28 protein-coding genes are annotated in these 26,308 nt (G+C 38.0%); 12 read left to right on the top strand and 16 right to left on the bottom strand.

Annotation, left to right across the window (positions count from 1 at the left end):
• Positions 1-299 precede the first annotated feature (299 nt).
• Entirely contained in the window at positions 300-1,340 is a 1,041-nt protein-coding gene (locus tag JIV24_RS15025) for a WD40/YVTN/BNR-like repeat-containing protein (protein WP_200465883.1), read from the bottom strand.
• 356 nt (positions 1,341-1,696) lie between these two features.
• On the bottom strand, positions 1,697-2,338 hold the full coding sequence (locus JIV24_RS15020; RefSeq protein ID WP_200465882.1) for a hypothetical protein: 642 nt from the start codon (positions 2,336-2,338) through the stop codon (positions 1,697-1,699).
• Positions 2,339-2,537: 199 nt separating this feature from the next.
• On the opposite strand from JIV24_RS15020, the gene JIV24_RS15015 reads away from it, so the two are divergent.
• From JIV24_RS15015 to JIV24_RS14970, 10 genes are all read left to right on the top strand, one after another.
• Positions 2,538-2,873 (top strand): hypothetical protein, encoded by a 336-nt coding sequence (locus JIV24_RS15015; RefSeq protein WP_200465881.1) that lies wholly within the window; start codon positions 2,538-2,540, stop codon positions 2,871-2,873.
• A gap of 90 nt (positions 2,874-2,963) precedes the next feature.
• Positions 2,964-3,197, top strand: coding sequence for a hypothetical protein (locus JIV24_RS15010; protein WP_200465880.1), 234 nt, complete (start codon positions 2,964-2,966; stop codon positions 3,195-3,197).
• Positions 3,160-4,200: an MFS transporter gene (locus tag JIV24_RS15005; RefSeq protein ID WP_200465879.1), complete on the top strand. Its 1,041-nt coding sequence runs from the start codon at positions 3,160-3,162 to the stop codon at positions 4,198-4,200. Before JIV24_RS15010 ends, JIV24_RS15005 begins: the two co-directional genes overlap by 38 nt.
• Positions 4,182-4,691: a DUF6155 family protein gene (locus JIV24_RS15000; RefSeq protein ID WP_200465878.1), complete on the top strand. Its 510-nt coding sequence runs from the start codon at positions 4,182-4,184 to the stop codon at positions 4,689-4,691. The genes JIV24_RS15005 and JIV24_RS15000 overlap by 19 nt, the downstream gene beginning before the upstream one ends.
• Positions 4,692-4,708: 17 nt before the next feature.
• A complete protein-coding gene (locus tag JIV24_RS14995) occupies positions 4,709-5,008 on the top strand; it encodes a hypothetical protein (RefSeq protein ID WP_200465877.1) in 300 nt (99 codons plus the stop codon).
• 49 nt (positions 5,009-5,057) lie between these two features.
• The gene (locus tag JIV24_RS14990) at positions 5,058-5,651 is read left to right on the top strand and encodes a DUF1287 domain-containing protein (protein WP_200465876.1); all 594 of its coding nucleotides are present in this window, start codon (positions 5,058-5,060) and stop codon (positions 5,649-5,651) included.
• Positions 5,652-5,905: 254 nt separating this feature from the next.
• Entirely contained in the window at positions 5,906-6,988 is a 1,083-nt protein-coding gene (locus JIV24_RS14985) for a radical SAM protein (RefSeq protein ID WP_200465875.1), read from the top strand.
• 115 nt (positions 6,989-7,103) lie between these two features.
• A complete protein-coding gene (locus JIV24_RS14980; protein ID WP_200465874.1) occupies positions 7,104-8,102 on the top strand; it encodes a tocopherol cyclase family protein in 999 nt (332 codons plus the stop codon).
• A gap of 319 nt (positions 8,103-8,421) precedes the next feature.
• Positions 8,422-9,912: a hypothetical protein gene (locus JIV24_RS14975; protein WP_200465873.1), complete on the top strand. Its 1,491-nt coding sequence runs from the start codon at positions 8,422-8,424 to the stop codon at positions 9,910-9,912.
• 89 nt (positions 9,913-10,001) lie between these two features.
• Positions 10,002-10,442, top strand: a complete 441-nt coding sequence (locus tag JIV24_RS14970) for a hypothetical protein (RefSeq protein ID WP_200465872.1) — start codon at positions 10,002-10,004, stop codon at positions 10,440-10,442.
• A 201-nt stretch (positions 10,443-10,643) separates the two neighbouring features.
• Here the strand turns inward: JIV24_RS14970 and JIV24_RS14965 are convergent, their stop codons facing one another.
• The 10 genes from JIV24_RS14965 to JIV24_RS14920 all read right to left on the bottom strand — a co-directional run bounded on the left by JIV24_RS14965 (position 10,644) and on the right by JIV24_RS14920 (position 19,772).
• Positions 10,644-11,666: a sugar-binding domain-containing protein gene (locus JIV24_RS14965; RefSeq protein ID WP_200465871.1), complete on the bottom strand. Its 1,023-nt coding sequence runs from the start codon at positions 11,664-11,666 to the stop codon at positions 10,644-10,646.
• Positions 11,667-11,668: 2 nt separating this feature from the next.
• Positions 11,669-12,739 carry a beta galactosidase jelly roll domain-containing protein gene (locus JIV24_RS14960; protein ID WP_200465870.1) on the bottom strand — a complete coding sequence of 357 codons (1,071 nt, stop codon included), beginning with the start codon at positions 12,737-12,739 and terminating at the stop codon, positions 11,669-11,671.
• A 78-nt stretch (positions 12,740-12,817) separates the two neighbouring features.
• On the bottom strand, positions 12,818-13,180 hold the full coding sequence (locus JIV24_RS14955) for a hypothetical protein (protein WP_200465869.1): 363 nt from the start codon (positions 13,178-13,180) through the stop codon (positions 12,818-12,820).
• A gap of 426 nt (positions 13,181-13,606) precedes the next feature.
• Complete coding sequence (locus tag JIV24_RS14950) at positions 13,607-14,302, bottom strand: response regulator transcription factor (protein ID WP_200465868.1); 696 nt, start codon at positions 14,300-14,302, stop codon at positions 13,607-13,609.
• Positions 14,299-15,858, bottom strand: coding sequence for a sensor histidine kinase (locus JIV24_RS14945; RefSeq protein ID WP_200465867.1), 1,560 nt, complete (start codon positions 15,856-15,858; stop codon positions 14,299-14,301). Before JIV24_RS14945 ends, JIV24_RS14950 begins: the two co-directional genes overlap by 4 nt.
• 51 nt (positions 15,859-15,909) lie before the next feature.
• Positions 15,910-16,134, bottom strand: coding sequence for a hypothetical protein (locus JIV24_RS14940; RefSeq protein WP_200465866.1), 225 nt, complete (start codon positions 16,132-16,134; stop codon positions 15,910-15,912).
• Between the two features lie 43 nt (positions 16,135-16,177).
• Positions 16,178-16,633: a GNAT family N-acetyltransferase gene (locus JIV24_RS14935; protein ID WP_200465865.1), complete on the bottom strand. Its 456-nt coding sequence runs from the start codon at positions 16,631-16,633 to the stop codon at positions 16,178-16,180.
• A gap of 87 nt (positions 16,634-16,720) precedes the next feature.
• Positions 16,721-17,611: an EamA family transporter RarD gene (rarD, locus tag JIV24_RS14930; RefSeq protein WP_200465864.1), complete on the bottom strand. Its 891-nt coding sequence runs from the start codon at positions 17,609-17,611 to the stop codon at positions 16,721-16,723.
• A gap of 337 nt (positions 17,612-17,948) precedes the next feature.
• The gene (locus JIV24_RS14925; RefSeq protein WP_200465863.1) at positions 17,949-18,671 is read right to left on the bottom strand and encodes a LytR/AlgR family response regulator transcription factor; all 723 of its coding nucleotides are present in this window, start codon (positions 18,669-18,671) and stop codon (positions 17,949-17,951) included.
• Between the two features lie 42 nt (positions 18,672-18,713).
• The gene (locus JIV24_RS14920; protein WP_200465862.1) at positions 18,714-19,772 is read right to left on the bottom strand and encodes a sensor histidine kinase; all 1,059 of its coding nucleotides are present in this window, start codon (positions 19,770-19,772) and stop codon (positions 18,714-18,716) included.
• Positions 19,773-19,993: 221 nt separating this feature from the next.
• Between JIV24_RS14920 and JIV24_RS14915 the strand changes: the two genes are divergently transcribed.
• A complete protein-coding gene (locus JIV24_RS14915; RefSeq protein ID WP_200465861.1) occupies positions 19,994-22,231 on the top strand; it encodes a DUF5916 domain-containing protein in 2,238 nt (745 codons plus the stop codon).
• A gap of 159 nt (positions 22,232-22,390) precedes the next feature.
• Here JIV24_RS14915 and JIV24_RS14910 read toward each other — a convergent pair whose 3' ends face one another.
• The 3 genes from JIV24_RS14910 to JIV24_RS14900 all read right to left on the bottom strand — a co-directional run bounded on the left by JIV24_RS14910 (position 22,391) and on the right by JIV24_RS14900 (position 23,957).
• Entirely contained in the window at positions 22,391-22,708 is a 318-nt protein-coding gene (locus JIV24_RS14910) for a hypothetical protein (protein WP_200465860.1), read from the bottom strand.
• A gap of 56 nt (positions 22,709-22,764) precedes the next feature.
• Positions 22,765-23,379, bottom strand: a complete 615-nt coding sequence (locus JIV24_RS14905; protein WP_200465859.1) for an NUDIX hydrolase N-terminal domain-containing protein — start codon at positions 23,377-23,379, stop codon at positions 22,765-22,767.
• 338 nt (positions 23,380-23,717) lie between these two features.
• On the bottom strand, positions 23,718-23,957 hold the full coding sequence (locus JIV24_RS14900) for a hypothetical protein (protein WP_200465858.1): 240 nt from the start codon (positions 23,955-23,957) through the stop codon (positions 23,718-23,720).
• A 308-nt stretch (positions 23,958-24,265) separates the two neighbouring features.
• Here JIV24_RS14900 and JIV24_RS14895 point away from each other — a divergent pair, with 308 nt between their 5' ends.
• Positions 24,266-24,565 (top strand): RNA recognition motif domain-containing protein, encoded by a 300-nt coding sequence (locus JIV24_RS14895; RefSeq protein WP_200465857.1) that lies wholly within the window; start codon positions 24,266-24,268, stop codon positions 24,563-24,565.
• Positions 24,566-24,831: 266 nt separating this feature from the next.
• On the opposite strand, the gene JIV24_RS14890 is transcribed toward JIV24_RS14895, so the two are convergent.
• Positions 24,832-26,286: an MFS transporter gene (locus tag JIV24_RS14890; RefSeq protein ID WP_200465856.1), complete on the bottom strand. Its 1,455-nt coding sequence runs from the start codon at positions 26,284-26,286 to the stop codon at positions 24,832-24,834.
• Positions 26,287-26,308: the final 22 nt, after the last annotated feature.

The following is a 26,308-nucleotide window of genomic DNA, read 5'->3' as shown; positions in this document are numbered from 1 at the left end:
AGATGGGATGGTTTTTGGAAACATTTTTCTGACGTATACTACACTAAAAATGCTGCGTAATATGAGAACTGCACCCTATCTACTTTACCCCAATGAAGATAGTGGCACTACCTAACGTTCCCCGATGTTAGCATCAGGCTCTTTTTTAACCGTCTTTAATAGTTGTCTTTTTCAATACGTTCTAAATGAATGTTGTCCTAAATATTTTATCAATTGGGCGAATAGCCCATTCAGTACCTTTATTTTGCGACAACATTATTGTCAATATTAAAATCTGGTATAAATAGTTACCTCATTAACTATTGCATTTTGATTTGCATATGAGCCAGTCGTCCATTTGAGCCAGCAGTGTAAGCGCTCAGTTGACCGGGAATCGGTCGTATAGTGTAGTAGCCATTATTGTTGCCTGCATGCCAGCTTTGTCCATTATCGGTTGAATAATCAAAACCGGTTTTGCCCATGGCAATTGCTATTGACCTAGTGCCATCGCTAAAGTGTTGTACGCAGGAACGAAAGCCCTGTGGCATTTTATCGCATTGTTGCCAGTTACTACCTCCATCATTGGTAAAGGCAGCAATGCTGTCGTTTCGCTCGGGATGCTCATAATTGCCACCAACCATTATTCCATGCAGCTGGTCATTAAAAGCGATTGAATATATGCCATCCGCTTCATGCTGCACTTTTATAGGGGTATTGTAAGCCGTCCATGTTTTGCCATAGTTGTTGCTTGAATAAACTCTGGCCGTACTTCCGCCACTGGCCATCCAGGCTTTACCGTTTGGTAAAAACTCAATACAGGTGTTAGAAGCAGCAAAATTACTTTCGCCGGTAAGCGCCATTGGAATCGTTTCGCACTTTGTCCAGTTCATACCACCGTCTTCTGTCCTGATTATTAAAAAACGACCATCAATAGGATCGGAAACCGCCAGACCGTGCAAGTCATCGGCAAATTTTAGGGAGTTAAAAAATAAGCCATCGGCAACCAAAGTGTCCATGGTATTCCAGTTTGTACCACCATCGGATGTTGAATAAATTACAGCCGGGTTATTAATGCCAATTACAATGGCACGCAGCGAATCAAAGGCATGTATGCTTCGGAAATCATTTTTTGCTTCTGAAGCTATTGAACAATCCTTCCAGTGTTGTCCGCCATCCATGCTTCTAAGAACTGTGCCACCCGATCCCGACAACCAAAGGCACTGCTCATCAACAACGCATAAACCTCGAATGGAGGCCTGGGTAGGTGTTTCTATTTCGTTGAAGACAAACCTTGGATGCGATTGCTGCTTGCAACTATAAAATAGCACTATGCTAAGCAGAATATAAAAGAAGTGTTTCATAAAGATGGTGTCATTGAATAATCGTACCGTATAAAGGTGGTAAAAAAAAGCACAACACGAAAAGCAACTGCCAACCCGTCAGTTCAATCAGCCAACCCGTTAGGTTGATTGTACGATCCGCTATAAGTAATGTTCAATCCGTATACTTTGGTGGCTAGTCCGCCTTGTTGATTGTACAACCTGGTACTCGCGGGGTTTAATCCGTCAAGTGTTTTGTTTACCCCGTAATAAATGTTGGACGTTCCGGCGTTTTAATTGATTAATCCGTAAAGTTACTTGTGTAATAGTGCACTAAAAAACACCCGCAGAGCATCGTCTTTGGGTGTTTGTGTACTGTAATCGTTTAGAAGTCTGGTTTAGTTGACTATCACACGGGCACGCGTGTATAGATCGAAAAACTTAGGGTTGTTAATTTCAAACAGACGCATCACTTTATCCATTCGGTTACGAAGCAAGTTATTGGCTTCGTCAAATAGCTGGTCGGCCTCTTTGATGTTGGCGTATACATTGTTACGCACGTTACGCGCCTGGCCAATCAATGCGCTGAAATCATCCAGTGAGGTTTCAAGCTCAGTAATTTGCGGCTCTGCCACTGCAAAAGGCGCTAAAGCTTCCCGGTTTTCGTTAGCCGCTTGTATAATGGACTGAGTCGTTGATACCAACTCTGTTTCCTTCATATTATCAAGGTTCCACTTACTTACCTTTTTAAAGCTCTTTAGCACCTCATTGTTTGTCATGTCGCCATATACATAAAGCGCAGCTGCCAGAATAGAGGCTTTCATCATCAAGGCTTCTTTAATGTTGGCTTTATTACGGGTAATGGCGTTTGCATCAGCATGGTTATTGCCATATACCCCTTCAATGCGCTGGATGAGTTCATCCAGCAGGTTCTTCTGTTCCGTTATAATCGGAACCGGTGTCCAGACAGCACTGTTTTCATCCAGCACCGTCTCCACATTATTAAACATCCGCCAGTAGCGGTCGTGAGATTTGTTCATGAAAATTGTTTTTAGGCTAAACGATTACAAGGCGGCAAATTATGGGAGTTAATTGTGAATGTCAATATGATAAATGTCATGGTTTTATTGGGTGTGAAAAAGTATTCATAATATTTTAATACGTAAGAGGCTTGGTTAAGTGTTTGGTATTGTGCATTTTTAAGAAAGAGAAAAATCAGTTAGCTAAATTTATCTACCTATGCCATTTATCTATCTACCAGCCATTGCCATTATTGCCTACACGGTATTAGAATATTTAAAAAACAAGAAATACAATCAGTCAACCTTACTTAAGATACTGGCTATTTATGACATGCTCAACATCAACGCTTTTATAATCTATGGTTTTGTATTCGATGGCTATTTTGAGTTAATCGATGATGGGTGGAACACCACCGCCTTGATTGCAGGTTTGATTCTATTGGGTATTCCAAGTTCGATATACCATTATCACTTAATTAAGGTAAAGAGCAATTGGGTGGGTTTATTGACCTGGGGTATAGCACTGTTTCTGTTAATTAGAGCAGTCATGTAATGAAAATAATCTGGCATATCATACATCTTGCATTGAGCAACTTTTTGTTGTGCATCATTGTAATACATACATCTTTTTAATCGACCCATAATGAAGACAACAACAACTTTTTTAGTGTTTCTTTGCCTATGTATTATTCCAATTCTACAAGGATTTGATAATAGCGCATCCATTTTATACCGTCACTTATTATCTGATGAAGGTACATATATGTGGTATCAACAGCTTTTTAATTTAACCACTTTTTTAGCGAGTGCTATTGGAGTTTTAATTGGGGGCTTAGCCATTGATAAATGGAATTTTAAAAAAAATCGCCTTAGTTGATTTAATAGGCCTATCTGTTGTTAGCTTAATATTACAGTTTAATGATTCGTTCATTTTAATTATTCTTCAACGCTTCGTACTGTGTTTTACTTTTGGTTATCTGATGATTGGTTTCAAGGTTTTAATTACCGAAGTTGCCAATCCATTGCACCGAGGAAAGATTCTGTTTGGATTTCTTAATATCTCCATTGTTGGTGTATTGATTTACCGTTATTGGTATGGTTCATTCGAAATCAACATCGCTGAATTGGATATTACATATGCACACCTTCAAATACCCTATTTTATCCTGCCATTATTGATTTTGTTGGTGATAAAGTATCTGCCAGGTTCACGAATAAATGAGTCAAGAAACGCTTTAACATTTAGCTACTTTTTTAAGCCAATTAGGAAAAAATTATTACTTGCTATGATTGTATTGGCTATTCTGTTATCATTCGCTAATTCGCAACTGTTTTTTCTGATGTTACTCCAAAAATCCATAGATGTTCAAAGAAACTATATAGATACCATCTCTCTTGCTATTTGGCTTGTCGCCGCTATAACAGGCGTTTTATCGATAGATTATTTTGGTAGAAAAGGGCTTTTACAATTTGGAATGATTGCTCTTATGATATTTGCTGCCATAATTATTGTGGTCTCTTTGGTAGCAAATAGTCCGATGGTAGTTTGGGTCTCTATATGTTTATATTATTTCTTATCAATTTATACTATCACCACAACTGCAACAATCATTATATTAGAGTATCTGCCAAATGCGATTAGAGGACGAGGTATGATTTTATTTGCATTGATTTGCTGGGTGCCGAATACGATAAACAATGCAGCTATATACCCTTCAATTTTTGATTCAGAATACCTGGTTTATATTGTGTCCATTACTAGTTTAGTAGTCTTAATCACGAGTTATTTTTTATTTGAAAACCGATTGGTTGAAACCAAAAAAATGTCGCTTGATAAAATAGAAACCGCAATTATAGATCAATGGGATTCAGAGAAGTGAAATCAGAATTAAACAAACTGGATAAGGCTGAGCTAATAAAGCATATAGGTGAGCTCTATAAGAAATACAAACCCGTTAAAGAGTATTTTGATTTTTATGCCAATCCGGATGAAGAAGGGCTGTTGGAAGAGTATAAAATAAAGGTGCATGAAGCCTTTTACCCTAAACGTGGTTATGGTTACAAACTGTCTACTGCTCGAAATGCTATCACTGCATTTAAAAAGTTAGGTGTTTCGGTTAATGCGCAAATTGACTTATTGCTTCAGTATGTTGAAAGTGGAGTAAAGTTTACTTGCGAATTTGGAGATATTGATGAAGCCTATTATACGAGCCTGGAAAATGCCTATGTAAAAGCATTACAGGAAGCAGATAAGAATAGTATACTTGATAAGTTTCACGATAGAGCCTTAGGGATTGTTGATGATACAATTCATATGGGGTGGGGTTTTCATGATTATTTGAGTGAAGTGTTTTATCAGTATTATGAGTAAAATATAGTTATTGCCAGTTGATTACATCATGTGATATTGCATATACATTAAATGCCGAAGCTATGGAAGTGAATGAAGAATTAAGAGAGCAGATTTTTGAGATTGTTAATAACCAGCTCACTAATGATGATCCTCCTGAGACAAAGTTGACATACGACCGGTTAGTAAATCAAGGGTTTGATGATTTTCAAACCAGGCAGTTAATAGGGCAGTGTCTGGTAGTTGAGTTATTTGATGTGTTGAAATACAAAAAGCCCTATAACAATGAGCGCTATGTTAAAAACTTGAAAGCCTTACCAAAAGAACCATTTGAATAAAACCATTTAAGGAAAGGCTTTTTATTTCAATTCTTTAGAAATACAAATTATGAACATAAACACTATACTGGTTTTATTTCTCATTGTTATTGGCCAGAGTCTGTGTGCCCAATCTGCTTTTCAACAGCTATTAGCCGACTCCACTTTAACACTCACAAAGCAAAAAGTCATCTACGATCCTTCGTATTTTCGCCTCGACTACCCCAATGGCGATGTGCCAGCCGATCGAGGTGTGTGCACCGATGTAGTTATTCGTGCCTACCGCAAGCTTGACATCGACTTACAAAAAATGGTGCATGAAGATATGCGTGATAATTTTGAATTATATCCTCAAAACTGGGGCTTAACACGACCCGATAAAAACATAGACCATAGGCGTGTTCCTAATCTGATGGTTTTCTTTTCGCGCTATGGAAAAGAATTAGCGATGACCCAAAATGCAGCAGACTACCTTCCCGGCGATATTGTTTGTTGGGATTTGGGCCGTGGCTTAACGCATATTGGCATTGTGGTTCGCCAGAAATCAAGTGATGGCAGTCGTCATCTGATAGTTCATAATATTGGAGCCGGACAAGTTTTGCAAGACTGCCTGTTTGATTATAAGATAATTGGTCATTACAGGTATGGGGGATTTGCAAAATAGACGATTCTTCCAAGCCAAATAAATAATTTCATGAAGAAAACAGAATTGGTCTTAACCATTTTATTAACATTTGTAATACATTCAAAAGTATCACGTTATAGTTGATGTATAAATAAAGTGTTATGGCTAATTAAGTATATGTTTTTGTTAATTTCGAACTCCATTATAATCTATGGATAGGTGATTGCTGAAGCTATAATTAGCAAGTTATTAATGAATTTTGGGTTAGTGGAATGTGAACTATTGTGTCAATTATGAACAAACGTAAAGTAAAAAAAGCAATAAAAAGGCTTACGAATTTACCTAGAGGAAAATACTTCTTCTTATATGTTTTCAATAAGGTTTATCATTTATTTCTGAAAACTGTCAAGTCAACAAGAGTAGCTTATCCATCAACCATTATGATGGAATTAACTAATCATTGCAACCTAGAGTGCACCACCTGTCCTCGTGAATATGATTATGGACGGTCTATGGACAAAGGGAGAATGGATGTTGAGTCTGCAAAAAAAATAATTGATGAGGTATGGCCTTATTTAGATTCCATTGGATTGACCGGAATGGGAGAAACTTTTTTATATAATGACATTAAAGAAATTGTTGATTACATTAAAAAGAAGAATAAAGGAATAATAATTTCTGTGTCAACGAATGCAGTGTTACCTAATTTCATCGAAAGAGTTGATGATTTGTTAGGGCAAATTGATACAATTCAGGTTTCGATAGATGGGTTGTATGATGTTTATAACCAGATCCGTTTAAAATCAGATTTTAGGATTTTAGATAATAATCTTAGAATCCTTTCAAAGAAAGCAGCTAAGTCAGATACTGACATCATGTTAAATATGGTTGTAACGAAAGAAAACTATATGCACATGCCTTTGCTAGTCGAATATGCGCAAGAAATTAAAGTTGAATATCTGGATTTTACACTTTTCAACCTTGCTTCGGTTACTGATATAGAACAATCGTATTATAGTTTTTATCAATCTTCTGAGTTTAATTACGCATTAAATGAGCTTGAGGAGACAATATCAAATACCCCTGACGTTATTGTGACAAAGCGAAAATTTAGTACTGATAACAGTTTTCAAAAATGCTCATTCCCATGGACTCATTTCTATATTTGTTGGGATGGCTATATTGCACCATGTTGTGCGAAGCCTTTTCCTAAAGAATTAAACTTCGGGAATGTATTTAATACTAACGTTATCGATGTTCTTAATTCAGACAGTTACCAACGATTCAGGCAGCTATGGTTTAAAAACATTTCTCCGGAATTTTGTAATAAATGTCATTTTATCAATATAGAACCAATAAAGCAAAACTCTAAATGACTTGAAGGCATAATATAGTTTGTATGATTAGTGTCATAAGTCTATCTGCTTCAGTACAATGGTATTAGGATTATTGTTGTTGTATAATAACAGAATCTGATTACCTTTCATGTACATGATTGGCATCATTGAATTACCGAGTAATATGTTTATAAAAAAACTAAAAGCCTTATTTCACCCCGAGCGTTACCACGGCTGGGGTATTAATCGTAATTATTTTGAGGGCTGGTATTACAAAGTTATCAGTGCTGATGAGTGTCATGCCTTTGCTTTTATTCCGGGTATTGCCATGGATAAGCAGGGGCAAAAGCACGCCTTTGTACAAGTACTGGATGGTAAAAATTGCGAAGCCAATTATTTTCGTTTTCCGGCAGATAGTTTTGTGCCACGCTCAGATAGCTTTGATGTTCTTATTGATGATAATCGCTTCCGGTCATCAGAGTTGACATTGGATTTACCTGGATTGAAAGGGCATCTGCAATTTGAAAACGATGTTCCCTGGCCCAGTAATTGGTACTCGCCGGGCATAATGGGACCTTATGCTTTTATCCCTTTTATGGAGTGTTACCATGGTATTGTAAGCATGGATCATTGTATTAAAGGCGCACTTGAAATTATTGGGCAGCTTATTGATTTTACAGGTGGACGTGGTTATATCGAAAAAGACTGGGGGCGCTCATTTCCGAGTGCTTACTTTTGGGTACAGAGCAATCATTTTTCTAAACCAGGCATTTCCTTAAAAGCATCGATTGCTAATATTCCCTGGCTGGGCAGCTCGTTCGTTGGTTTTATAGCCGGCTTGTATTTTAATGGGCAATTGATTCAGTTTACCACATATAACCGCACCAAATTGCTGCGATCGTATGCCGATAAGAAGGTGGTTGAACTGTTCATGGAGAATAAGCAATACAGACTTGAAATAATTGCTCACCGACAAGATGCCACTGAGCTGGCTTCACCAATCAATGGTTTTATGGACGGACGTATCAGCGAGAGTATGACTTCCACTGTGGAAATATGGCTAAGTAATAAAAATGGTAGTTTACTTTTGCATGATATAGGACGTAACGTGGGGCTTGAAGTAGCAGGTATGGTAGAGCAGATTATTACTTAAAACGTGTGTTGATTAATGCTTTTTCGGATTACATTGGCTGATGACCATGCTCCGACTGAAATTTTCTAGCATCGAATGCCAATAATAGAGACTCTATAGTTCTCTTTTACCATTACAAAACAGGCAGGTAAATATGGTATCTATTGACTTAGAAGCGTTATGGTAGTAACTTGTTTACAACTGAAAGAAAAAGACCTGAAATCATTTCCCCGAGATGAAGAGTTCTTTCCTAAGATATGGTTTATTTGTAAGCGTTATTATTTTTTCATTGTGCAGTAAGCGTTTTGTCTCTCACAATCTAAGAACAAATTACTCTTCAATGAACGATTTGGTGCATTTGGATTCAACACAAGTGCCGTTTATAAAAGTTCATCTTAAAAATGGGGGTGTTAGTATTTTACAGAATTGGCAAGTTTATGCTGAGCAAGATTGCCTTAAGGGCATAGGTATAGAATGGGATTATAATCGAGAAGTTAAATATGAAGGGGATTTGGCATATGTCTTTGATGAGGTAACACTGCTTGAAACAAATAATTATTCAGTATTACAATCATTGGATCAAAGTAGGTTTAGCGCTTTAGCCTTAATAACGGGTGTTAACATGGCTCTAACAATAATGTGTGCCACTAACCCAAAAGCCTGTTGGGGCTCTTGTCCTACGTTTTTTATCGGCAATAATAATAAGCTTTTGGAGACAAGGGCTGAAGGATTCTCTAGTGCTATCACCCCATCGATGGAAATGAAAGATATTGATGCTTTGAGAACCGTAACAACAGAATCATATCTTAATTTAATCATGACCAATGAGGCTTTAGAAACGCATGTAGTCAATCAATTAAGTCTGTTGGCTGTAAAGACGGCTCAGCATGAATCTGCCTTTGTAGATCAAGACAATCGTTTTTATACGGCAGAACACCCCATGTCGCCTAGCAGTGTATCTGTTAATGATCACAATATTCTACCCCAACTTTGCGCCTCAGATGGAATTGAGTACTTCTCCGAATCAGATCATGATGACCTGTCAGTAAAGGAAGAAATCATTATGCGATTCAATACGAACAGCTCAGCACCGAAAGGTATAGTGCTGCAATATAGGCAAACCCTATTAACAACCTTCCTGCTTTATACAGGCTATTCGTACATGGGAAATGAAGTTGGCGATTTTTTATCTCAGATTGAAAGAGATGAAAGTAAACGTAAAATGGTTAGTAAACCATATGAGTTGTTGGGTGGTATAGAAATAAGTTATTATTGCCTAAAGAATAAGAAATGGAAGAAAGTGGATGAAATTTATGAAACAGGCCCCATTGCCAGTAATCAGGTATTAGTTCCATTACCAGATAATATGATAATAGGTGATGATTTGCATCTGAAAATTAATATGACACGAGGGCTCTGGCGTCTAGATTATATTGGATTATCACATAATATAGTGGAAGCAGATGCAGAAATAGTACATCCATGTGCATGCCTGTCCTATGATAAAAGTATGGACAAAGAATTACTATCATTGGTGTGCGACAATGATGCCGATTATCTGGTGTCATTACCTGGTGAACGCTATCATTTTGTGTTTGAATTACCTGCTTTACCTGCCGAATATTCAAATACTGTATTCCTATTGTCAAAAGGTTATTACCTGGAGTGGATACGAAGTGAATGGATGCAGTATAAAGACCATAAAAGGTTAAAGCGGATGTTAATGAATCATGCCGGAGAATGGAAAGCTTTGGCCCGCGAATTTAAGTTGGTAGAGGATGATATGGAAAGGGCGTTTTGGAACAGTAGATTGCGAGAATCTTTTAAATAGCCATCATGAATAAGGTTTTCTTCATAATAGCTCATTGTATAATATTTATGGCTTGTTCCCCTATGTGGCACTTGCCTAAACCCAACGAGATGGAACAGTACGTTTTTGGATCTTATTTTAAAGGAACAGAAATAGAAGAACGGAGATATGTTGAAGGGGAAATTATTTGTATTGATGATAGTACAATGACACTGATGACCTTAAACAATAAGAAAAACACGATTGTATTGATTAAGAAGCACCATGTTAAGGATGGTTTGATTTATGTTGCTTTATCTAGTAATAATGCGAATAGTATTAGTATGTGGAGTTCTGCTAACATGTTACTACCACTATCACATGGTGCGTATGGTGTTATTACATTACCTCTTAATATTATTGTTGGTGCTGGTATATCATACGATACAGCTTTAAGTCCTTATTCTATAATGTATCCTTCAGATATATCCTGGAATCAAATGAATAAATTCGCTCGTTTTCCTGGTGGTTTACCTGAAGGTGTTAAAATAGAGGATATTAAATTACGATAATACCTATAAACAATTGATAATTGAATGGGTATGGATATAGTGACTGATAAACTAGCTTGCAATATTTGAATATTTGCGCCCCATCCTTATAACTGCGTTATAGAACTTCGCTTAATGGCTAAAGTGAAGACGTTTTTATATCATTCGTCTCTCTCTTTTCAATAAAATGATCCGGATTCTGGACTTTGAGCTTCAGACTTATTATCTCCTTTTCTCGTTCCAATACTCAATGTATTTATCCATGGTGATAATACCCACCGGACCTTCATAAATACCCCCTGTTTGCGTTTGATCTTGCACTCTGACAGCAATCGTCATTTTCTGGGTGTTTTTATACAGATGAGGAGGAATGGTATACCCTCTTAAAGCGCGCCAGGCTTCACCATAAACAAAGAAGAAATTTTCACTGATTTCGCCCGTCTGACCAATTAACTCACCATTGACGTATACTTCATCTACATCATCAATTTTACCCAATAATATAACCAGGCGTTCATCCTTCAACTCGTGCGGAAGTGTAATAGTGTGACGATACCAGGCCATGCCATCGTAATTGTCGTAGCCCTGTGCTTCCCAGGCACCGGGTACCATTATTTCGTCCCAGTTGCTATCGTTGTAGCTGGCTTCTTTGTAATAAGATTTATCGCCTGTTTTAAATTTCCATTTGCCTTCTAGCGAAAGGTCGGGACGTAAGGGGTTTATTTCAGCCCTGAGGCGTATGTTGCCTGAAATAACACCACCTTCTTTATAGGCATCGTATATGCGTACGGCTATAACGTTGGTTTGTCCGTATTTTAAATGTTGCTCAGGAAGCTTGTACAGTCGATGGGCGTTATAGGCCGTTTCGAATTCAGGAGGGAACTTTCCTGAGCCGTTAATGAGTTCACCATTTAGATACAATTCGTCTGCATCATCGATGTAACCCAAATCGAGCCATAAGCTTAAATTTTCAGCGTCTTGCGGTATGTTCACTTCTTTACGATACCAGGCGAATCCATCGTAGCCATTAAATCCTTGTTGCTCCCACATGGATGGTACACGTATTTCTTCCCAGTTAAAATGGTTGTAGTGATAACGTGCCCAATCAGGGTCATCACCAATAGAGAAATACCATTTACCATTTAGCGACATATAATCGCGCAGGTTTTGCGCATTTAAACCGCTCAATGCTGTTGAAAGCATCAGTGCAACGATGGTGATGATATGTAGATGTCTTCTCTTCATAATTAGTTGTTTAGCCATTCCCAGAAAACATCAAAATAATTAGGTTCTTTACGAACTATCTCCTCAAACTTCTTGTATTGCTCTTTGGTCATTATCCCAACCGGACCTTCATAAATACCGCCGTCAAGTCCAGTGTCGACCACACGTACAGCTATGGTATTTGTTCCGTTATAATTAATAGCAGAGTCAGGTATTTTATAGGCACGTAATGTTCTGTGTGATTGATATGAACCCATTAGCCCACGGGCTAACGAAGAGCGTGAGCCACTAGGTGAAACACCCCCAATGCGAGTGCCATTAAACCATGTTTTATCTTCATCATCAATTTTACCGACTAGTAAAATCAATTCTTTATCTCTTAGCTCATGTGGTATGGTAAACGATTTGCGATACCATGCTACCCCGTCATAATCGGGCCAACCGGCACTTTTCCAATAGGCAGGAACCTCGATGGAACTCCAGTTTGAATCATCGTAATTGGGTTCATGTGCCCCTGCTTGATTATGCACAGCGAATTTCCAGTTGCCGGCCAGGTTGAGGTTTAATATTTTATTAGACAGGTTTGAGTTAAGTGTAACCGGACCGCCCATGATTCCACCGTTGTTATAAAGGTCATATACTCGTATAGCGATGAGGTTGCTGCCCTTTTGCCAGTAGCTTTGAGGAATAAGGTAACGCCGTTCTTGATTATAGGCAGTTTTGGTGTGAGGAGGAAGACCGCCGGTACGACCAACAAAGCGACCATTAATATATACTTCATCAGCATCGTCGATACTACCGATGATAAGTATTAAATCTTCTGAAGGAACAATGTCGAGGCGGATAGTTTTTCGATACCAGGCGAAACCGTTGTAGTCACTGTAACCCTGTGACTCCCACGAGTCGGGAACTCTGATGTGTTGCCAATGGCTATCATCATAGTCTGGGTTTTTCCATTGCTCATTGTCGCCGATGGAGAACTTCCAGTGGCCTTCAAGGGATTGTTCTTCCTGAAGTACTTGGGAGTTAACATTTGCGAACGAGAGTAGGAGCGCACCAATAACGGTGAAATATCTTAGTGTTTTAGCTATCATGTTGTATATCGACGATTAAAAGTAAGGATAATCGGTAATTTTCCAAAAAACAGTAAAAATCCAGGCGACGGAGATTGACTATTCGACATGTTGGAAGTTAACTGGGAAACGAACCATTTTTCCTTGTAGAGATGAGTTTACAGCATAAAATTCCTTGTCTTTAAGTGTATTCTCAACATACTTCATTAATTCTTCATCTTCCCCAACAATTTTATGGAAAATCAATTTGTTGTCTTTGTCAACTCTGAATTTTACAACCAAGGTTTCGCAACAATCAGGTTTTAAATAATCAAAGCTAGGGCCGCGTAAACTCTTTCTTAATTCTTTATTCAATTGCTTACAACATTTTTTCATGGCTACCTCTTCAGGTGTGCGTGCCATAGCGGTGGTACTTAATCCGATTAAAATCACCAATACTGAAAAAAGATTTCTTGCTTTCATAACTAAAGTTTTTATTGTGGTTATTAACTTATTTACAAAAGCAAATGTATGGGGGGCATAACACCGCATCGTCAAAATGATGTCATACGTTGTCATTAATTGTCATCAAAATGTCATCGTTATAGTCGAAGCGCAGAATTGAAGAACTGGTTAACTGGTTAAAAGTATAGAAGTTGAAGAGTTTACATGTTTGGGTTTTTGTGGTTTAGTGGCTTGATCTGGAGCGTCCTGAGCTTGTTGAAGGGTAAAAAGTTTCAGGTTCTTTGTTCTATGTTTCCGGTTTCTGGTTCACCAATTCACAGTTCATCTGATATTATTTAAACTCTTCAACTTGTAGACCATCAACAATATTACGATTCACCAATTCGACGGTTTTTTAGTTCGACAAAAGAACATCAAGTAGTAAATCTATTCTGTGTACAGCTTCTAACTTCTAACCAATCGATACCCCATGCCATGTACTGTGATGATGATTTCCGGATCATTGGGGTTATCTTCTATTTTATGTCGAAGTTTTAAAATGAAGTTGTCAATGGTACGCGCTGTTGGCTGAAAATCATATCCCCAAACATTATCCAGAAGGCTGTCGCGACTGATAGTGGCATTTTTGTGTTTGAGCAGGTATTGCAATATCTCAAACTCTTTACTGGTCATTTTTACAACGTCACCATTTACAGTGGCTGTATAGGTTTCAAAGTCAACCGTAAGTTTGCCAATTTCTATCTTTTTAGAAGAATTGCTGGTTTCTTTTTTTTCTGTCCGCCTAAGCACTGCCTTTACACGGGCTAACAATTCACGCAGACTAAATGGCTTGGTTAGGTAATCGTCGCCACCTGACTCTAAGCCGATAACCTTATCGATCTCTTCTCCTTTTGCTGTTAAAAAGATGATAGGGGTATCATTATCTTCATGGCGTACTTTTTTACATACATCAAAGCCGCTGATGAGTGGAAGCATCACATCTAACAATACTAAATCAAAGCTATTCGTTAATATCTTGCCTAAACCTTCTTTTCCGTCAGATGCTGTTTCTACTTCATAGCCTTCAAACTCCAGGTTGTCTTTAATGCCTGATTGCATATCCGGTTCATCCTCAACTACTAAAATGCGCTTTGTATTCATGGTTTTGCAGAGTTATTGATTGGTAATAATATTCTAAAGGTACTGCCTTTCCCTTCTGTGCTTTCAACTTCTATTTTGCCCTGGTGCCCCTGTACCAAATGGTTAACAATGCTAAGTCCTAAGCCTGAGCCTTTGGCATGATGAGCCAAGGCACCTTTGGTAACCCGATAGAATTTATCAAATATGTGCTTGAGTTCTTTGGGCGATATGCCAATGCCTTCATCACTGACTTCAATAAATTGGTAGCTTGCTCTGACTCCGGTTCGTAGATGTATTTTTTTTGTATCCGCACTATACTTAACAGCGTTATCAACCAGATTAATGACACATTCGGTAAGTGCTTGCTTGTCGGCATTAATAGACCTTAGCTCATGGTTGATGTCAGTATCTACTGTGAAACCTTTTTCATTAAAATGGTAATTGTAGTTGTTGTTTACATCTTCCACTATGTCGTTAATATTCACATTTCCAAAACTAAGCTTTTGCCGACCGCTTTCAATGCGCGAGAAATTAAGGATGTTGTTAACGATGCCAGAAAGGCGTTGGGTTTCGCGGTAAATGATGTTGTAATATTTTTGTCGCTTGCTTTCTTCTTTTAATCGGCCTAGCTGAAGTGTTTCGGCATACATACTTATTAAAGCAAGCGGTGTTCGGATTTCGTGGGATACATTAGATACAAAGTCGGATTTTACCTTAGCGAGGTGTAGCTCTCTTTTAACATTTCGATAAAACAGCCATGCACCAGTTATCAATAATATGTCGACTAATATTAGCAAACCGATGTTTTGTGTGGCTCGCTTGTTAGCCAGCTCGCTAATGCTTATGCCAACCGGTTGAATACCCAAATAATAGTCCGGTAGTAACCAGATGGCCTGTTCTTTCACCACTTCATCAGGTGCTTCATTAAGTAAGCTGCAAGCAATAAGCTCGTTTGTTTTGTTATGTCTAACGACGATGATTAAATCGTTTCCGGCCACCATTTGAATACGTGGCGAAAGTACTTCACTAATAAATTGGCGGGCATCTAATAATAAGATGTTGAGGAAGGTTTGCGTTTGTACCTGGCTAACATACACCAGCATCGAGAGATGTTGTTGGTACTCCAAATCAATACCTATAATCTTACGGTAACCGCTTTTAATGTATCGTTTTAGTTGTTCTATTTCGTTGTTGTGAGCTAATAACTGATTCACAATCTCCTTTTTTAGGGTGTCGTTGGATATAGAAAAACTCCCCAGGTTGAGTGATATTGAATCAATCGGGTGAAGTATAAAGGATCGGATGTATGGAAAGCCAGATAATGATTCTTCAAAGGTGCCTGTTAGCTTTGAAAGATCTGTATTTGATTCATGATCATCTATCCAATTATTGGCAATGTCATCAGTGTGTTGGTTGATGGAAGATAAAACTGATTCCAGCTGCTTGGTATAAATCGATTCAATTACTTCCTCCTGATCATTCAGTGTTAGAAGCTCAATGGCCGTAAAAAGTGATGTTGGGATAACCAGAAGTAATCCAACAATCAACCATGGTTTTATAATGAAACGTTTTGACATTTAATAAATAAGTCTTTTGTCTTATGTCTAAGTTCTAACAGTCTATGAAATCTAATCCGGCACCTTAATGTGTTCTGGTTCTTCGCTCTGGAACTGGCGCATTTCATCAATGACCAATTGCATGTCATCCAGAAACTCTTTACTACAACCTTTTTGCCTGGCAACTTTAAGGTAGGCCTCCATGGCTTCAACTGCACATATATCGGTTCCAGAAATGACAAATGCCGGCCAATCATTCTTCAGGCATTTGTGTAAGATGGCTTTTTGGTCTTTCATGAAAAGTTGTTTGACTTTAAAAATACAATTTTTTAGTTGTTAGCTACTGGTTATTAGATTTTTTAAGTTCCATTTTTAAATGCGGAATGCCATCTTCGAGGTATTCGTCAGAGACAATCTTGTAGCCAAGACTAGTGTAAAAAGCTTTTAAATATTTCTGTGCACTAATGTTAATACATTCGATGTTCCAGCTTGAAAAGCAAAACTTAGCTGCCTCTTCCATAATTTTGCGAGCGTGGCCTTTAAAACGGTAATCAGCATGAACAACTAATCGTCCAATGGATGCATTTTTAAATCGACTACCTGGAGGCAACATACGCGCATAGCCCGTTAATTTTCCTTCATCAAGTACTAAAAGGTGATGGGCCAATTCATCATTGCCATCCAAATCATTATAGACGCAATTTTGTTCTACAACAAATATCTCGGCTCTTAATTGTAGTTGTTGGTATAACTCTTCCAATGAAAGTTCTTTAAACGGAATGACCTTAAACTGCATATCTTATTATCAATTAAAGTGAACAATGAAGTTAAAACCTTTTTTGATGTGGGCGTATGAATTGAAGCTTTAAAAGTAACTCTTAATCTATGCTTTTCGTCTTCTGTATCCTGTCACAACGGAATAACTATACAATGCCAGTGCCACCCAAATTGCTGCAAAAGCAATCTGTTTTTCCTGAGGAAAACCTTCGTGGTACATGAAAATACCTAAAAACAGCATAATGGTTGGGCCAATATATTGCATAAAACCCACTGATGTTAGTGAAATACGCTTGGCGCCTATTCCAAACCAGTATAAAGGCATGGTTGTGACAACACCAGCCATTATAAGTAAAAAATCAATTGTTCTGTTTTCGGCAAACAAGGCCCCTGTGCCCTGTGCCATTTTGTAGATAATAAAAGCCAATGCCAACGGGGCCAGCACAAGCGTTTCAATTGCTAACGAAGGCAAAGCTTCAACGCCACTTAGCTTTTTTAATAGTCCATAGATGGCAAAACTTGATGCCAGTAAAATCGAAATCCATGGAAAACGACCAAAGTCTATTGTCAGATATAAAACCGCCGCAGCGGCCAAAATCAGTGCCACAAACTGAACCTTATTTAAGCGCTCATTTAAGAAGAGCATACCTAATCCCACATTTAATAATGGCGTAATGTAATAGCCTAAGCTGGCTTCAATAATATGTCCGGCATTAACGGCATAGATAAATATGCCCCAGTTGGCACCGATTAATATACCTGTTATAATCAGTGTTGAAAGCGCTTTTTTGTTCTTAAATATAGGGGTGAGGTGTAATTTCTTTTTCCAAAACAGGAGCAGTAATACAAAAATAAGCGACCAAAAAATACGATGTGCCAATACCTCCATGGCGTCAATATGACTTAACATCTTCCAATAAATTGGGAATAAGCCCCAGGTAAGAAAAGCCATAAATGTGTATAAATAACCGCTCGTTTGCTCTTGTTGTGAAGCCATATTTTTGTTTTGTGGCGGTAAAGATAATATTTAGAGATGAGAAGTGAGAAATGAGCAGAGAGACCTCTGTTGCATTGGTACATCGCTGTTTAATTTATTGCACCCTGAGCCTGTCGAAGGTTAGTTAAGTTAGAGAACTATAAAACTTATCAAATGTTGTGGAGTTGCTGAATTGTAGATTAGTTTAAGAGTTTAAAGTTTATAAAGCAGTGATGAACTGGTGAACTGCAAATTGAGAAATGATCTGGCAATCTTTTATTCAGGGCCGCAAATCGCCAACATCTCCTAAGCTTATACTCCGCTCGCCTCTCTTATCTCAATTCGCCTCTCTTATTTTTCACTCATCTCCTGGATGGTAGTTTAACTGATGAAACACCTGCTGCTTGTAGTTGCGACCAATGGGTAGGTTTTTGTCGGCAATGGCAATTGTGGTAGCTGTAAAGCCACTTATGTGGTTGATGGATACAATAAATGAGCGATGAATGCGCATAAAACGTTCCTCATTCAGCATGTTCTCAATTGATGATAAGGTTTGACGAGCCGTAATGGTTCTGTCAGATGTGTGAATATTCACATAGTCTTTAAGGCTTTCGACATACTCAATGTCCTTCAGCAAAACTTTGTGCACCATCTTACCCGTACGTATGTATAGAAAATTGTTATCGTCGCAGGCTGGTTTGGCCTGGTGCAATTCAATATCGCGAGGCTGTTGCTCAAAAAACTTATTCACGGCCTTAACAAATCGTTCAAATGAAATAGGTTTCATCAGGTAGTCAACAATATCTAACTCATAACCTTCCAAAGCATATTCTTTAAAAGCTGTTGTGAGAATCACTTTAGGCGGATGACGCAAGGAGCGTAGAAACTCAAGACCTGTCAAGCCCGGCATTTGAATATCCAGAAACAGCAAATCAATCTTTTTAGTGCGTAAGATGTCAAATGCTTCGGCTGCCCGATGACATGTGTCCACTACATTCAATGAATCCAGTTTGTTAATGTGGTTCTGAATGACTTCTACAGCTAAAGGTTCATCATCTATAATCAGGCAGTTGATTCGCATTGTTGATTAGTCGTTAGTTTAAATTTGTATCGATACGTTTTGTCAATCAGTTTTCAATTCTAAGTCTTTTCCTATTTGTCTAATCTCAATCATCACGTCAAAAAAGCCTTCATCGGTATTAATCTCAAATGCATGTTGATTGGGATAGATAAGCTCTAATCGTCGTCGTACATTACTAATGCCTAATCCGTCGGTAAAGTTTTTGATGCGCTCGTTAAGGGTATTCTTAACATGCATTGTCAGTTTATTTTCTTCGATGCTTAGTAATATTTGTATTTGCACTTCCTTATCGCCTTGCGTTATGCCGTGTTTAAAGCAGTTTTCGATAATGGGTAGTAAAAGCAAGGGAGCAATGACCTTATTCCCGGGTTCGCCAATGCGTTCGTGCTTAATGTTAACTATGCTCTTATCGTGCCGGATGCTTTGTAACTCTATATAATTCGTCAGGAAAGTGAGCTCTTTTGTTAAAGGCACAAACTTTTCACCACATTCGTAAAGCATATAACGCAATAAGTCACTTAGCTTAATAACTACATCGGGTGCTTCATCGGCCTTTTTTAAGGTCAGCGCATACAGGTTATTAAGTGTGTTGAATAAAAAATGCGGGTGCACCTGAGTTTTCAGAAAGTTGAGTTCTGCTTGTTGTTTTTGTGTTATCAGGTCTTGCTTCTTATTTTGATCCAAATACCATACTTTAAATAACTTAATTGTTGCAACCAATGCCGGAACTTCATAGTTGGTTAAGGCAGCTACAATAATCTTTGGCCAATAGAAAATCGGGTAGTCGCCTTCCAATCCGTAAAGAGGAACTTTGTAGTAGACCATCCAAATTATAAAGCCATAAAATATCCAGTGAAGTGCTGTTAAACCAAAAAACTGGTAATATCTGCGTTTTAATAAAAAAGGTATTACCAGGTAAATAAACGTATACGCACCAATCATTCGAACGGGTAAAAAGTACAGGTTCGATTGAAACTCAAAAGCATAGTTGTTGTTGTATTCGCCATACGATAGCGAGTAAAACAAATACGATACTACCCAAAAGATGACGTGCCATAACCAGCGGTACTTAAATAAAATATGTGTGTTGGCTTTGTTCATTCAACCTAATTTTGATTTAAAAATATTAATAAGACAGGCCAACTCCAACTCGTATCGACAAAATGCACTATTGAAGCGACTAACAACCCGATTCTTTCACTTTGAATCACTTTTGTATGGTTTTATACGGTTTATCATCTGTAGACATACGTTTGTCTACTTCCCGAATCACAGGCGAGTTTTAACCATACATTCGCTCATGAAATTTAAAAAACGATTATATGCGTCCTGTGCTAAGCCTATTAATGTTTATGTGTATATCTGTTTGGTCATTGGGCCAGGCACCCGGTTTAAACCGGATACATATTACTAAAACAGAGCAAGCATTCATTATTGATGGTCAGCTTGATGAGGAAGGATGGCGCAAGGCCCGCTTGATTGATGAGTTTTGGCAACACTGGCCAATTGATACAATTCCGGCGATGGCAAAAACAGAAGTTCGCATTACGTACGATGATACTCATATCTATGTTGGGGCCATCTGTTACGAAGAGGATCCAAAACCTGTAACGCTTTCAATGAGGCGCGACGATGAAGGTAATTATTGGAGCAGTGATGCTTTTTGTGTTTCCCTCGACCCAAATAATAATGATAAAAACGGTTATATATTTGGCATGAACTCACAGGGTGTTCAGCTTGATGGAACGCTGGCACAGCGAGGTGCCAATCCATATCTCGATCCTTTCTGGGATGAGTTTTGGGAAGGTGAAGCGCGTATAACAGATTATGGCTATGTATACGAAATGGCCATCCCATTTACGTCCATTAAGTTTAATGAAGAAAATGCAGATTGGGGCATTAACTTCATTCGGAATGATATGAAACGTGCGGCTTATGATATCTGGTCTCGCTTTCCCATGGCTTTCTCAGGTCTCGATTTTGGCTACAATGGTGAAGTGTTTTTCAAAGATGATGTGCCCGAAAACAATGGAGGACAGCTAATCATGATCCCATCTTTATCGGGAGGTTTGGTAAATGATTTTTTTGAAGGTACAGAGCTTGAGTCAAACATTACGGGTGGCCTGGATGCCAAAATGAGTATCGGCTCCGATTTATCACTCGACCTGTCTGTTTACCCCGATTTCTCAACCGTTTATGTTGACAGGCAGTACATCGATTTCTATCGTTTTGAATATTACTTGCCCGAAATGCGCTCCTTCTTTCTTGAAAATGGTGATTTGTTTTCAAGCTTTGGATCATACTCCGACCATACAACCGTGGCCAGCGATAATCGTATTAAATCTTTGTATACACGACGTATTGGTATGTACGAATGGGATTATGTACCCATGGTTTATGGAGTTCGCTTCTCTGGTAATGTAACTGACGATGTGCGCATTGGTTTATTAAATGTTACCAATGAATCTTACAAAGACCAGGCGTCTCAAAACTATTCAGCGGCTTCTTTTCAGTGGGGCGTATTTAAGCGCTCAGCAATTAAAGGCGTTTTTACCAATCGTCAGTCGCTATATGATGTGTACAAGTTTGATAAAGATGACTATAACCGCACGGCTGGTTTGGAGTTTGATTATATGAATGCATCCGGCAGCTGGACAGGTAGTTTGAAGTATCATAATAGTTTTAATCCGGAGAACTATTCCAATGCACATTTTGCCGGAGGAGAACTCAATTATGCTTCTTCAAAACTTCGCATCAACAATAAAATTTATCAGGTAGGTGATAATTACATTGCCGATATGGGCTTTGTGCCGCGTTTGTATCATAAAAATGATGTAGATAATACTGAGTTCAGGCAAGGGTTTACAGAGTTTACTAATTTCACAAGCCTTGTTTTTTATCCTGAAAGTGATGTATTTCTCTACTTCACACCCGGGCATCGTTTTAGTGTATTTACCAACCCATCGGGTGAGGTAAGCGATTATAGTGGAACGCTCAACTTTTGGGGTGAGTTTGAAAGCCGGAGTGCTTTTAATCTGTTTTTAAATTATGAAAAAGCAAGCCTTTTAGCACCGAGAGATATTTTACACAACGATAAGCCATTGCCAGCAGGCGAATATTATTATCAGAGTATTGGTGCATATTGGCGGAGCGACGGACGAAAACGACTTCAGGTATCCTCAACCTTGGAGTACGGTTCGTTTTACAATGGAAAGAAAACATCAGCTCATATGGGCTTGAGTTATCGCATTGAGCCATGGGGCCGCTTGCTGCTTGATTATAATTATTGTCGCCTCGATTTCCCTGAGCCACAAGGATTGGAGAATTACCATTTGGCAGCTTTTACTTCAGAGCTTGCTTTAAAAAAAGATTTAAACTGGACGACATTGGTTCAGTACAATACCCAACAAGAAAATATGAATATCAATAGTATGATACAATGGCGATTCAGACCAATGAGTGATTTTTTTATTGTCGTGAAAGAGGATTTTGAAGCCGGAAACTTTCGAAATAAACGCTTTCAGGTCAATTTCAAAATCAGGTATTGGATAAATATATAGTGAACACACAAGTTATATGTGAGAAGTGGCAACGGCTACTATGTAGTTTAATTTTGACCAGTCATCTTTAGTGGATTTTGATGCTTGGTATTTGGTTAAACGTTATTTTAAATCAAAATCGAAAACCTGTTCTCGTGGTGGAGAGCAGGTTTTTTCTGTTTAAAATCCATATCGTTCATTGATGACGTTTAAATCCATAGCATTATTCAACCACAAAAAGAATACAACGATAAAACCAATTACAAGGCTCAGAACAATAACTTTCTTGACGAACAATTGCCTGTTTTCTTTAATAAGTTTAGAACGTAATGCTTCAAGCTGCTCAGCACTCATCTTCTTTTGTTGCTTTGTATGGTGACGGTAGTTTTTTGAAATACGCTTGTTCAGACCGGTAAATAGTTTATCTCGTTTATGGACAAGATTTCGGTTATTTCGCATGGTTTGAATCATTGCTAATACATGGCCGGCAAATGACATAGAGTTTGTATTTAGTTGTTAAATATTGAGCGTTTAACTTTTAAATCTTTAATAAATCAATCACACACAATGGGAAGTTCAGGGTGTTTAGCTAGTTGATACAACTCTTTAATCTGAGATTTCAATATGCGATCTTCCGATAGCGGAGGTAGTTTATCAAGGGCAAACCAATTGGCTTCTTCAATATCGAAATTGCCCCTTAGTTCTCCACCAGTTGATTTACATAGAAACATGATTTTATAAACGTACCATGGCTGTGGCGGATGTGGATGACAGCGTTTATCATAGATGGCTAGTACACGCTCAACTTTTGATTCAAGACCTGTTTCTTCTTTCACCTCTTTGACAACAACTTCTGATGGACTGTGCCCTATGTCGGCCCAACCACCGGGTATCGACCACTTACCATCCATCATTTCTTTAGCCAATAAGACTTCATCCTTCTCATTTAAAATCAATGCTCTAACATCAACTTTTGGTGTGGGATATTCCTTAGGTGGTAAATAGAATTTATCTATTGCTTCAATGGGTTTATTGGCTATGGCAGCCATTAATTCTTTACTCAGGTCAACTAGCTCCTGGTTGCGCTCTACTTCATAGCCGTTTTGCGCATAAACCAATCCGGTTTCGGCCAGCGCCTTTATTTTTTTAATCGTATTGAGGTAATCCATGTTGTGAAGGTTTATTTAAAAGTAAGTTTATTTTTTGAATGATTGACCACGACCAAGCCTAAAGTCGTTCTGCTATGAATAAAATTTTTCAATAGGCTCGCGTTGCAATCATCGCTTGTTAGGTCCTTACAGTCTTCCGACCTTCAATTACACTTAAATGAGTAGGTCGACTTTGCTCTAATATCAAAAATACATTAACCATTATTAATGCTACATCCTCCAAATGATATGAAACAATGACTAAATAGCGAGTGAAGGTCAAATAATTGACATTGACAGTTGTAATATACGTGCTTACACACAAAAAAAATGTTGCTGACGTACGATAAATCCATCCATCACATGGCTGAATCCAATGTTGCAGTCTCTGAATCACAATCTACAGTTGCAAAATCGTTGCTGACAGTCGTTAAATCGTGTCTGACATCACCATAACTCCATGTAACACTCGAAATATCGTGTCTCACAATAAATAAATCACCACTTACAATGGTTAAAACGCCAGTTACAACGCTTAAAACCACATTAACATCCAATAATGCCCATCTGACATTAGCGATTACCCATCTGACAATCACTTAAAAACCTGTTACATTCATTGATACCTATCTGACAATGCCTGAAACCAATCTGACGATTGCTTTTGCTTGCAACTACTTGCTACTGTTTTAACACTCTTTATATTACCATTTTGCTGCACTCTTGATTATTTATCTACCTTTGTTGCATATTTAAAAGACAAGTTTTTGATAAATTCCTGAATACTAGTACATTCTTCGTTTCTTCTGAAGTCAACTACATTTCAAATCTTCAATTCTCCTCTTTTTAAATACAAAATAGTATGGTGCCTGGATGGTGCCGGGGTTTAATTTTTTAAATGTAATACATGAATATTTTTATTGCTGGTTTAACAGATAACATCTGGGATGAGGATTTGGTAGACCTATTTGAAGAGTACGGAGAGGTAACATCCGCTAAAGTTATCAAGGATCGTGAGACTAAGAAATCACGTGGTTTTGGTTTTGTTGAGATGTCTGATGATCAGGCAGCTCGTAAAGCTATTAAAGAACTAGATCGTGCTGAGTACGATGGAAAAATTATCAACATTAAAGAAGCCCGACCAAAAGAAGGTGGACAAGGTGGTGGTAACCGTGGAGGAAATCGCGGAGGAAACCGTCGCCGTTAATTAAGACGATTATATTCTTATATAATAAAGCCTGAGTCATTATAACTCAGGCTTTGTTGTATCTAATACCAATCAATTACAAAATGAGCTTTAAATCATTTTGCTTATAAGAATGGTAAATGCCGTTGGTTCAATAAAGAGTGTAGTTGAAAATGAGGCTCATTTTTACTGACCAAACGGTATAACTCACTATGGCGTTATTATATTTTTTGGCATTAAAAAAGCCCAAAGCAATGTGCTTCGGGCTTAAAGTCATATGATAATTTTTATGCTTTTGATTTAAGTATGAACTTATCGTAAATAAACAAAGCAACAACAGCACTAACGGCAATTCCTGCATAAAGCATCCATATTTTTGAAGGATTGTAGTTAACCCAAATGAAGTTTGTTAACTCAGAGTTATTCATGCCCATCATTTCAGCTGCTTTATTCCAATAGTCATTCTTAGTGAACGTGTCTGAAACTTCTGGAATTTCTAAACCTCGTTTGGCAACTTCTTGCTTTAATAGGTAAAGTTTACCTGCTGCTTTATCGTAAATATCTCCTGATACAACACCTGCTAATTGGTGCCCAACAGCAATTGGTAAAAAGGATGTTCCCATATACAGTGCTTTTTTATCAGCCGGAGCAATGCTACCAACGTATTCGGTAAACTTAGGGCTACTGGCCATCTCACCAATGCTAAAAATAAGCACACCCAATATTACAAAGAAACTGTTTTGGAAAGCGAACATCATACCAACACCAATGGCCAATACAAATATACCACTCATCATAGCATTCAATGGTTTGTAACGCATTACGATGCCTGAGATCCAAATTTGGAAGATAATGATGAAGAAGGCATCAAAACTACCTATCGTAACGGCAGTAATGGTTCCTTCAGGAGTGCCAATGCTTTCGGCCAACCATGGCCACACAGCATGCAGCGCATTGTATAGGTTTGATGTATCTACCCAATCATCAACAAATACCGGGAATGCATAATAAAGCTGGTTAAATGCTGTCCAAAAGGCAACCATTATTAATAGGAACAATACATACTTGAAGTTACTTAATGTAATAACAATGTTACGAAGTGATTGCAAAAATACTTGTCCTAAGGGTTCACTATCTTTGTTATCTTCTCTACCTGGTTCTTTAAAAAAGAAGAAAACGAATATGTAGTTGATGGAGATGGTAATCATAGAAATGTAGAATACCCAATCCCAACTTTTCTGGTAAATAGCACCGGCAATAAACGGACCTATAAAACCACCAATATTAATCATCATATAAAAAATACCAAAACCTATTGAAGCAGTTTCTGCTGTGGAAGTTTTTGATATCATAGCTGAAATGATAGGCTTAAATAATGCACCTGCAACCGCTAAATAGATGTACGCAGCAAATACCATTGTAAAGCTATTAAAAGTAGCCACCATCCAATAGCCACTTACGTACATGGCATAAGATAAGATGAGTATTTTTTTGTAACCAACTCTATCGGCAATGGCACCTGTAAATAGTGGTAGCAGGTATAAAAGCATTGAACCTGTACCCATTATTGTACCTTTTTCAGCTGAAGAAAAACCTAATGCACCTGTATCTTTTGAGCCCACAAGGTAAAGAGCGAAGGCCATGTAAAATCCATACCATGCCCATCGTTCAAATAATTCCATGGTATTGGATACCCAAAATACCTTTGGAAAACTCTTAATCGTCTTTATAATTCCCGACATATTTTATTAGTTTATTTTTTCT

It is taken from the genome of Carboxylicivirga marina (assembly GCF_016612505.1).
In the GTDB taxonomy this organism is placed as follows: Bacteria; Bacteroidota; Bacteroidia; order Bacteroidales; family Marinilabiliaceae; genus Carboxylicivirga; species Carboxylicivirga marina.
This window is presented reverse-complemented; position numbering and strand designations above follow the sequence as displayed.

Coding starts and splice junctions, on each gene's coding strand:
- JIV24_RS15025 (WP_200465883.1), bottom strand. CDS start 1,340: ATGAAACACTTCTTTTATATTCTGCTTAGCATAGTGCTATTTTATAGT.
- JIV24_RS15020 (WP_200465882.1), bottom strand. CDS start 2,338: ATGAACAAATCTCACGACCGCTACTGGCGGATGTTTAATAATGTGGAG.
- JIV24_RS15015 (WP_200465881.1), top strand. CDS start 2,538: ATGCCATTTATCTATCTACCAGCCATTGCCATTATTGCCTACACGGTA.
- JIV24_RS15010 (WP_200465880.1), top strand. CDS start 2,964: ATGAAGACAACAACAACTTTTTTAGTGTTTCTTTGCCTATGTATTATT.
- JIV24_RS15000 (WP_200465878.1), top strand. CDS start 4,182: ATGGGATTCAGAGAAGTGAAATCAGAATTAAACAAACTGGATAAGGCT.
- JIV24_RS14990 (WP_200465876.1), top strand. CDS start 5,058: ATGAACATAAACACTATACTGGTTTTATTTCTCATTGTTATTGGCCAG.
- JIV24_RS14985 (WP_200465875.1), top strand. CDS start 5,906: ATGAACAAACGTAAAGTAAAAAAAGCAATAAAAAGGCTTACGAATTTA.
- JIV24_RS14980 (WP_200465874.1), top strand. CDS start 7,104: ATGATTGGCATCATTGAATTACCGAGTAATATGTTTATAAAAAAACTA.
- JIV24_RS14975 (WP_200465873.1), top strand. CDS start 8,422: ATGAACGATTTGGTGCATTTGGATTCAACACAAGTGCCGTTTATAAAA.
- JIV24_RS14970 (WP_200465872.1), top strand. CDS start 10,002: ATGGAACAGTACGTTTTTGGATCTTATTTTAAAGGAACAGAAATAGAA.
- JIV24_RS14965 (WP_200465871.1), bottom strand. CDS start 11,666: ATGAAGAGAAGACATCTACATATCATCACCATCGTTGCACTGATGCTT.
- JIV24_RS14960 (WP_200465870.1), bottom strand. CDS start 12,739: ATGATAGCTAAAACACTAAGATATTTCACCGTTATTGGTGCGCTCCTA.
- JIV24_RS14955 (WP_200465869.1), bottom strand. CDS start 13,180: ATGAAAGCAAGAAATCTTTTTTCAGTATTGGTGATTTTAATCGGATTA.
- JIV24_RS14950 (WP_200465868.1), bottom strand. CDS start 14,302: ATGAATACAAAGCGCATTTTAGTAGTTGAGGATGAACCGGATATGCAA.
- JIV24_RS14945 (WP_200465867.1), bottom strand. CDS start 15,858: ATGTCAAAACGTTTCATTATAAAACCATGGTTGATTGTTGGATTACTT.
- JIV24_RS14940 (WP_200465866.1), bottom strand. CDS start 16,134: ATGAAAGACCAAAAAGCCATCTTACACAAATGCCTGAAGAATGATTGG.
- JIV24_RS14935 (WP_200465865.1), bottom strand. CDS start 16,633: ATGCAGTTTAAGGTCATTCCGTTTAAAGAACTTTCATTGGAAGAGTTA.
- rarD (WP_200465864.1), bottom strand. CDS start 17,611: ATGGCTTCACAACAAGAGCAAACGAGCGGTTATTTATACACATTTATG.
- JIV24_RS14925 (WP_200465863.1), bottom strand. CDS start 18,671: ATGCGAATCAACTGCCTGATTATAGATGATGAACCTTTAGCTGTAGAA.
- JIV24_RS14920 (WP_200465862.1), bottom strand. CDS start 19,772: ATGAACAAAGCCAACACACATATTTTATTTAAGTACCGCTGGTTATGG.
- JIV24_RS14915 (WP_200465861.1), top strand. CDS start 19,994: ATGCGTCCTGTGCTAAGCCTATTAATGTTTATGTGTATATCTGTTTGG.
- JIV24_RS14910 (WP_200465860.1), bottom strand. CDS start 22,708: ATGTCATTTGCCGGCCATGTATTAGCAATGATTCAAACCATGCGAAAT.
- JIV24_RS14905 (WP_200465859.1), bottom strand. CDS start 23,379: ATGGATTACCTCAATACGATTAAAAAAATAAAGGCGCTGGCCGAAACC.
- JIV24_RS14895 (WP_200465857.1), top strand. CDS start 24,266: ATGAATATTTTTATTGCTGGTTTAACAGATAACATCTGGGATGAGGAT.
- JIV24_RS14890 (WP_200465856.1), bottom strand. CDS start 26,286: ATGTCGGGAATTATAAAGACGATTAAGAGTTTTCCAAAGGTATTTTGG.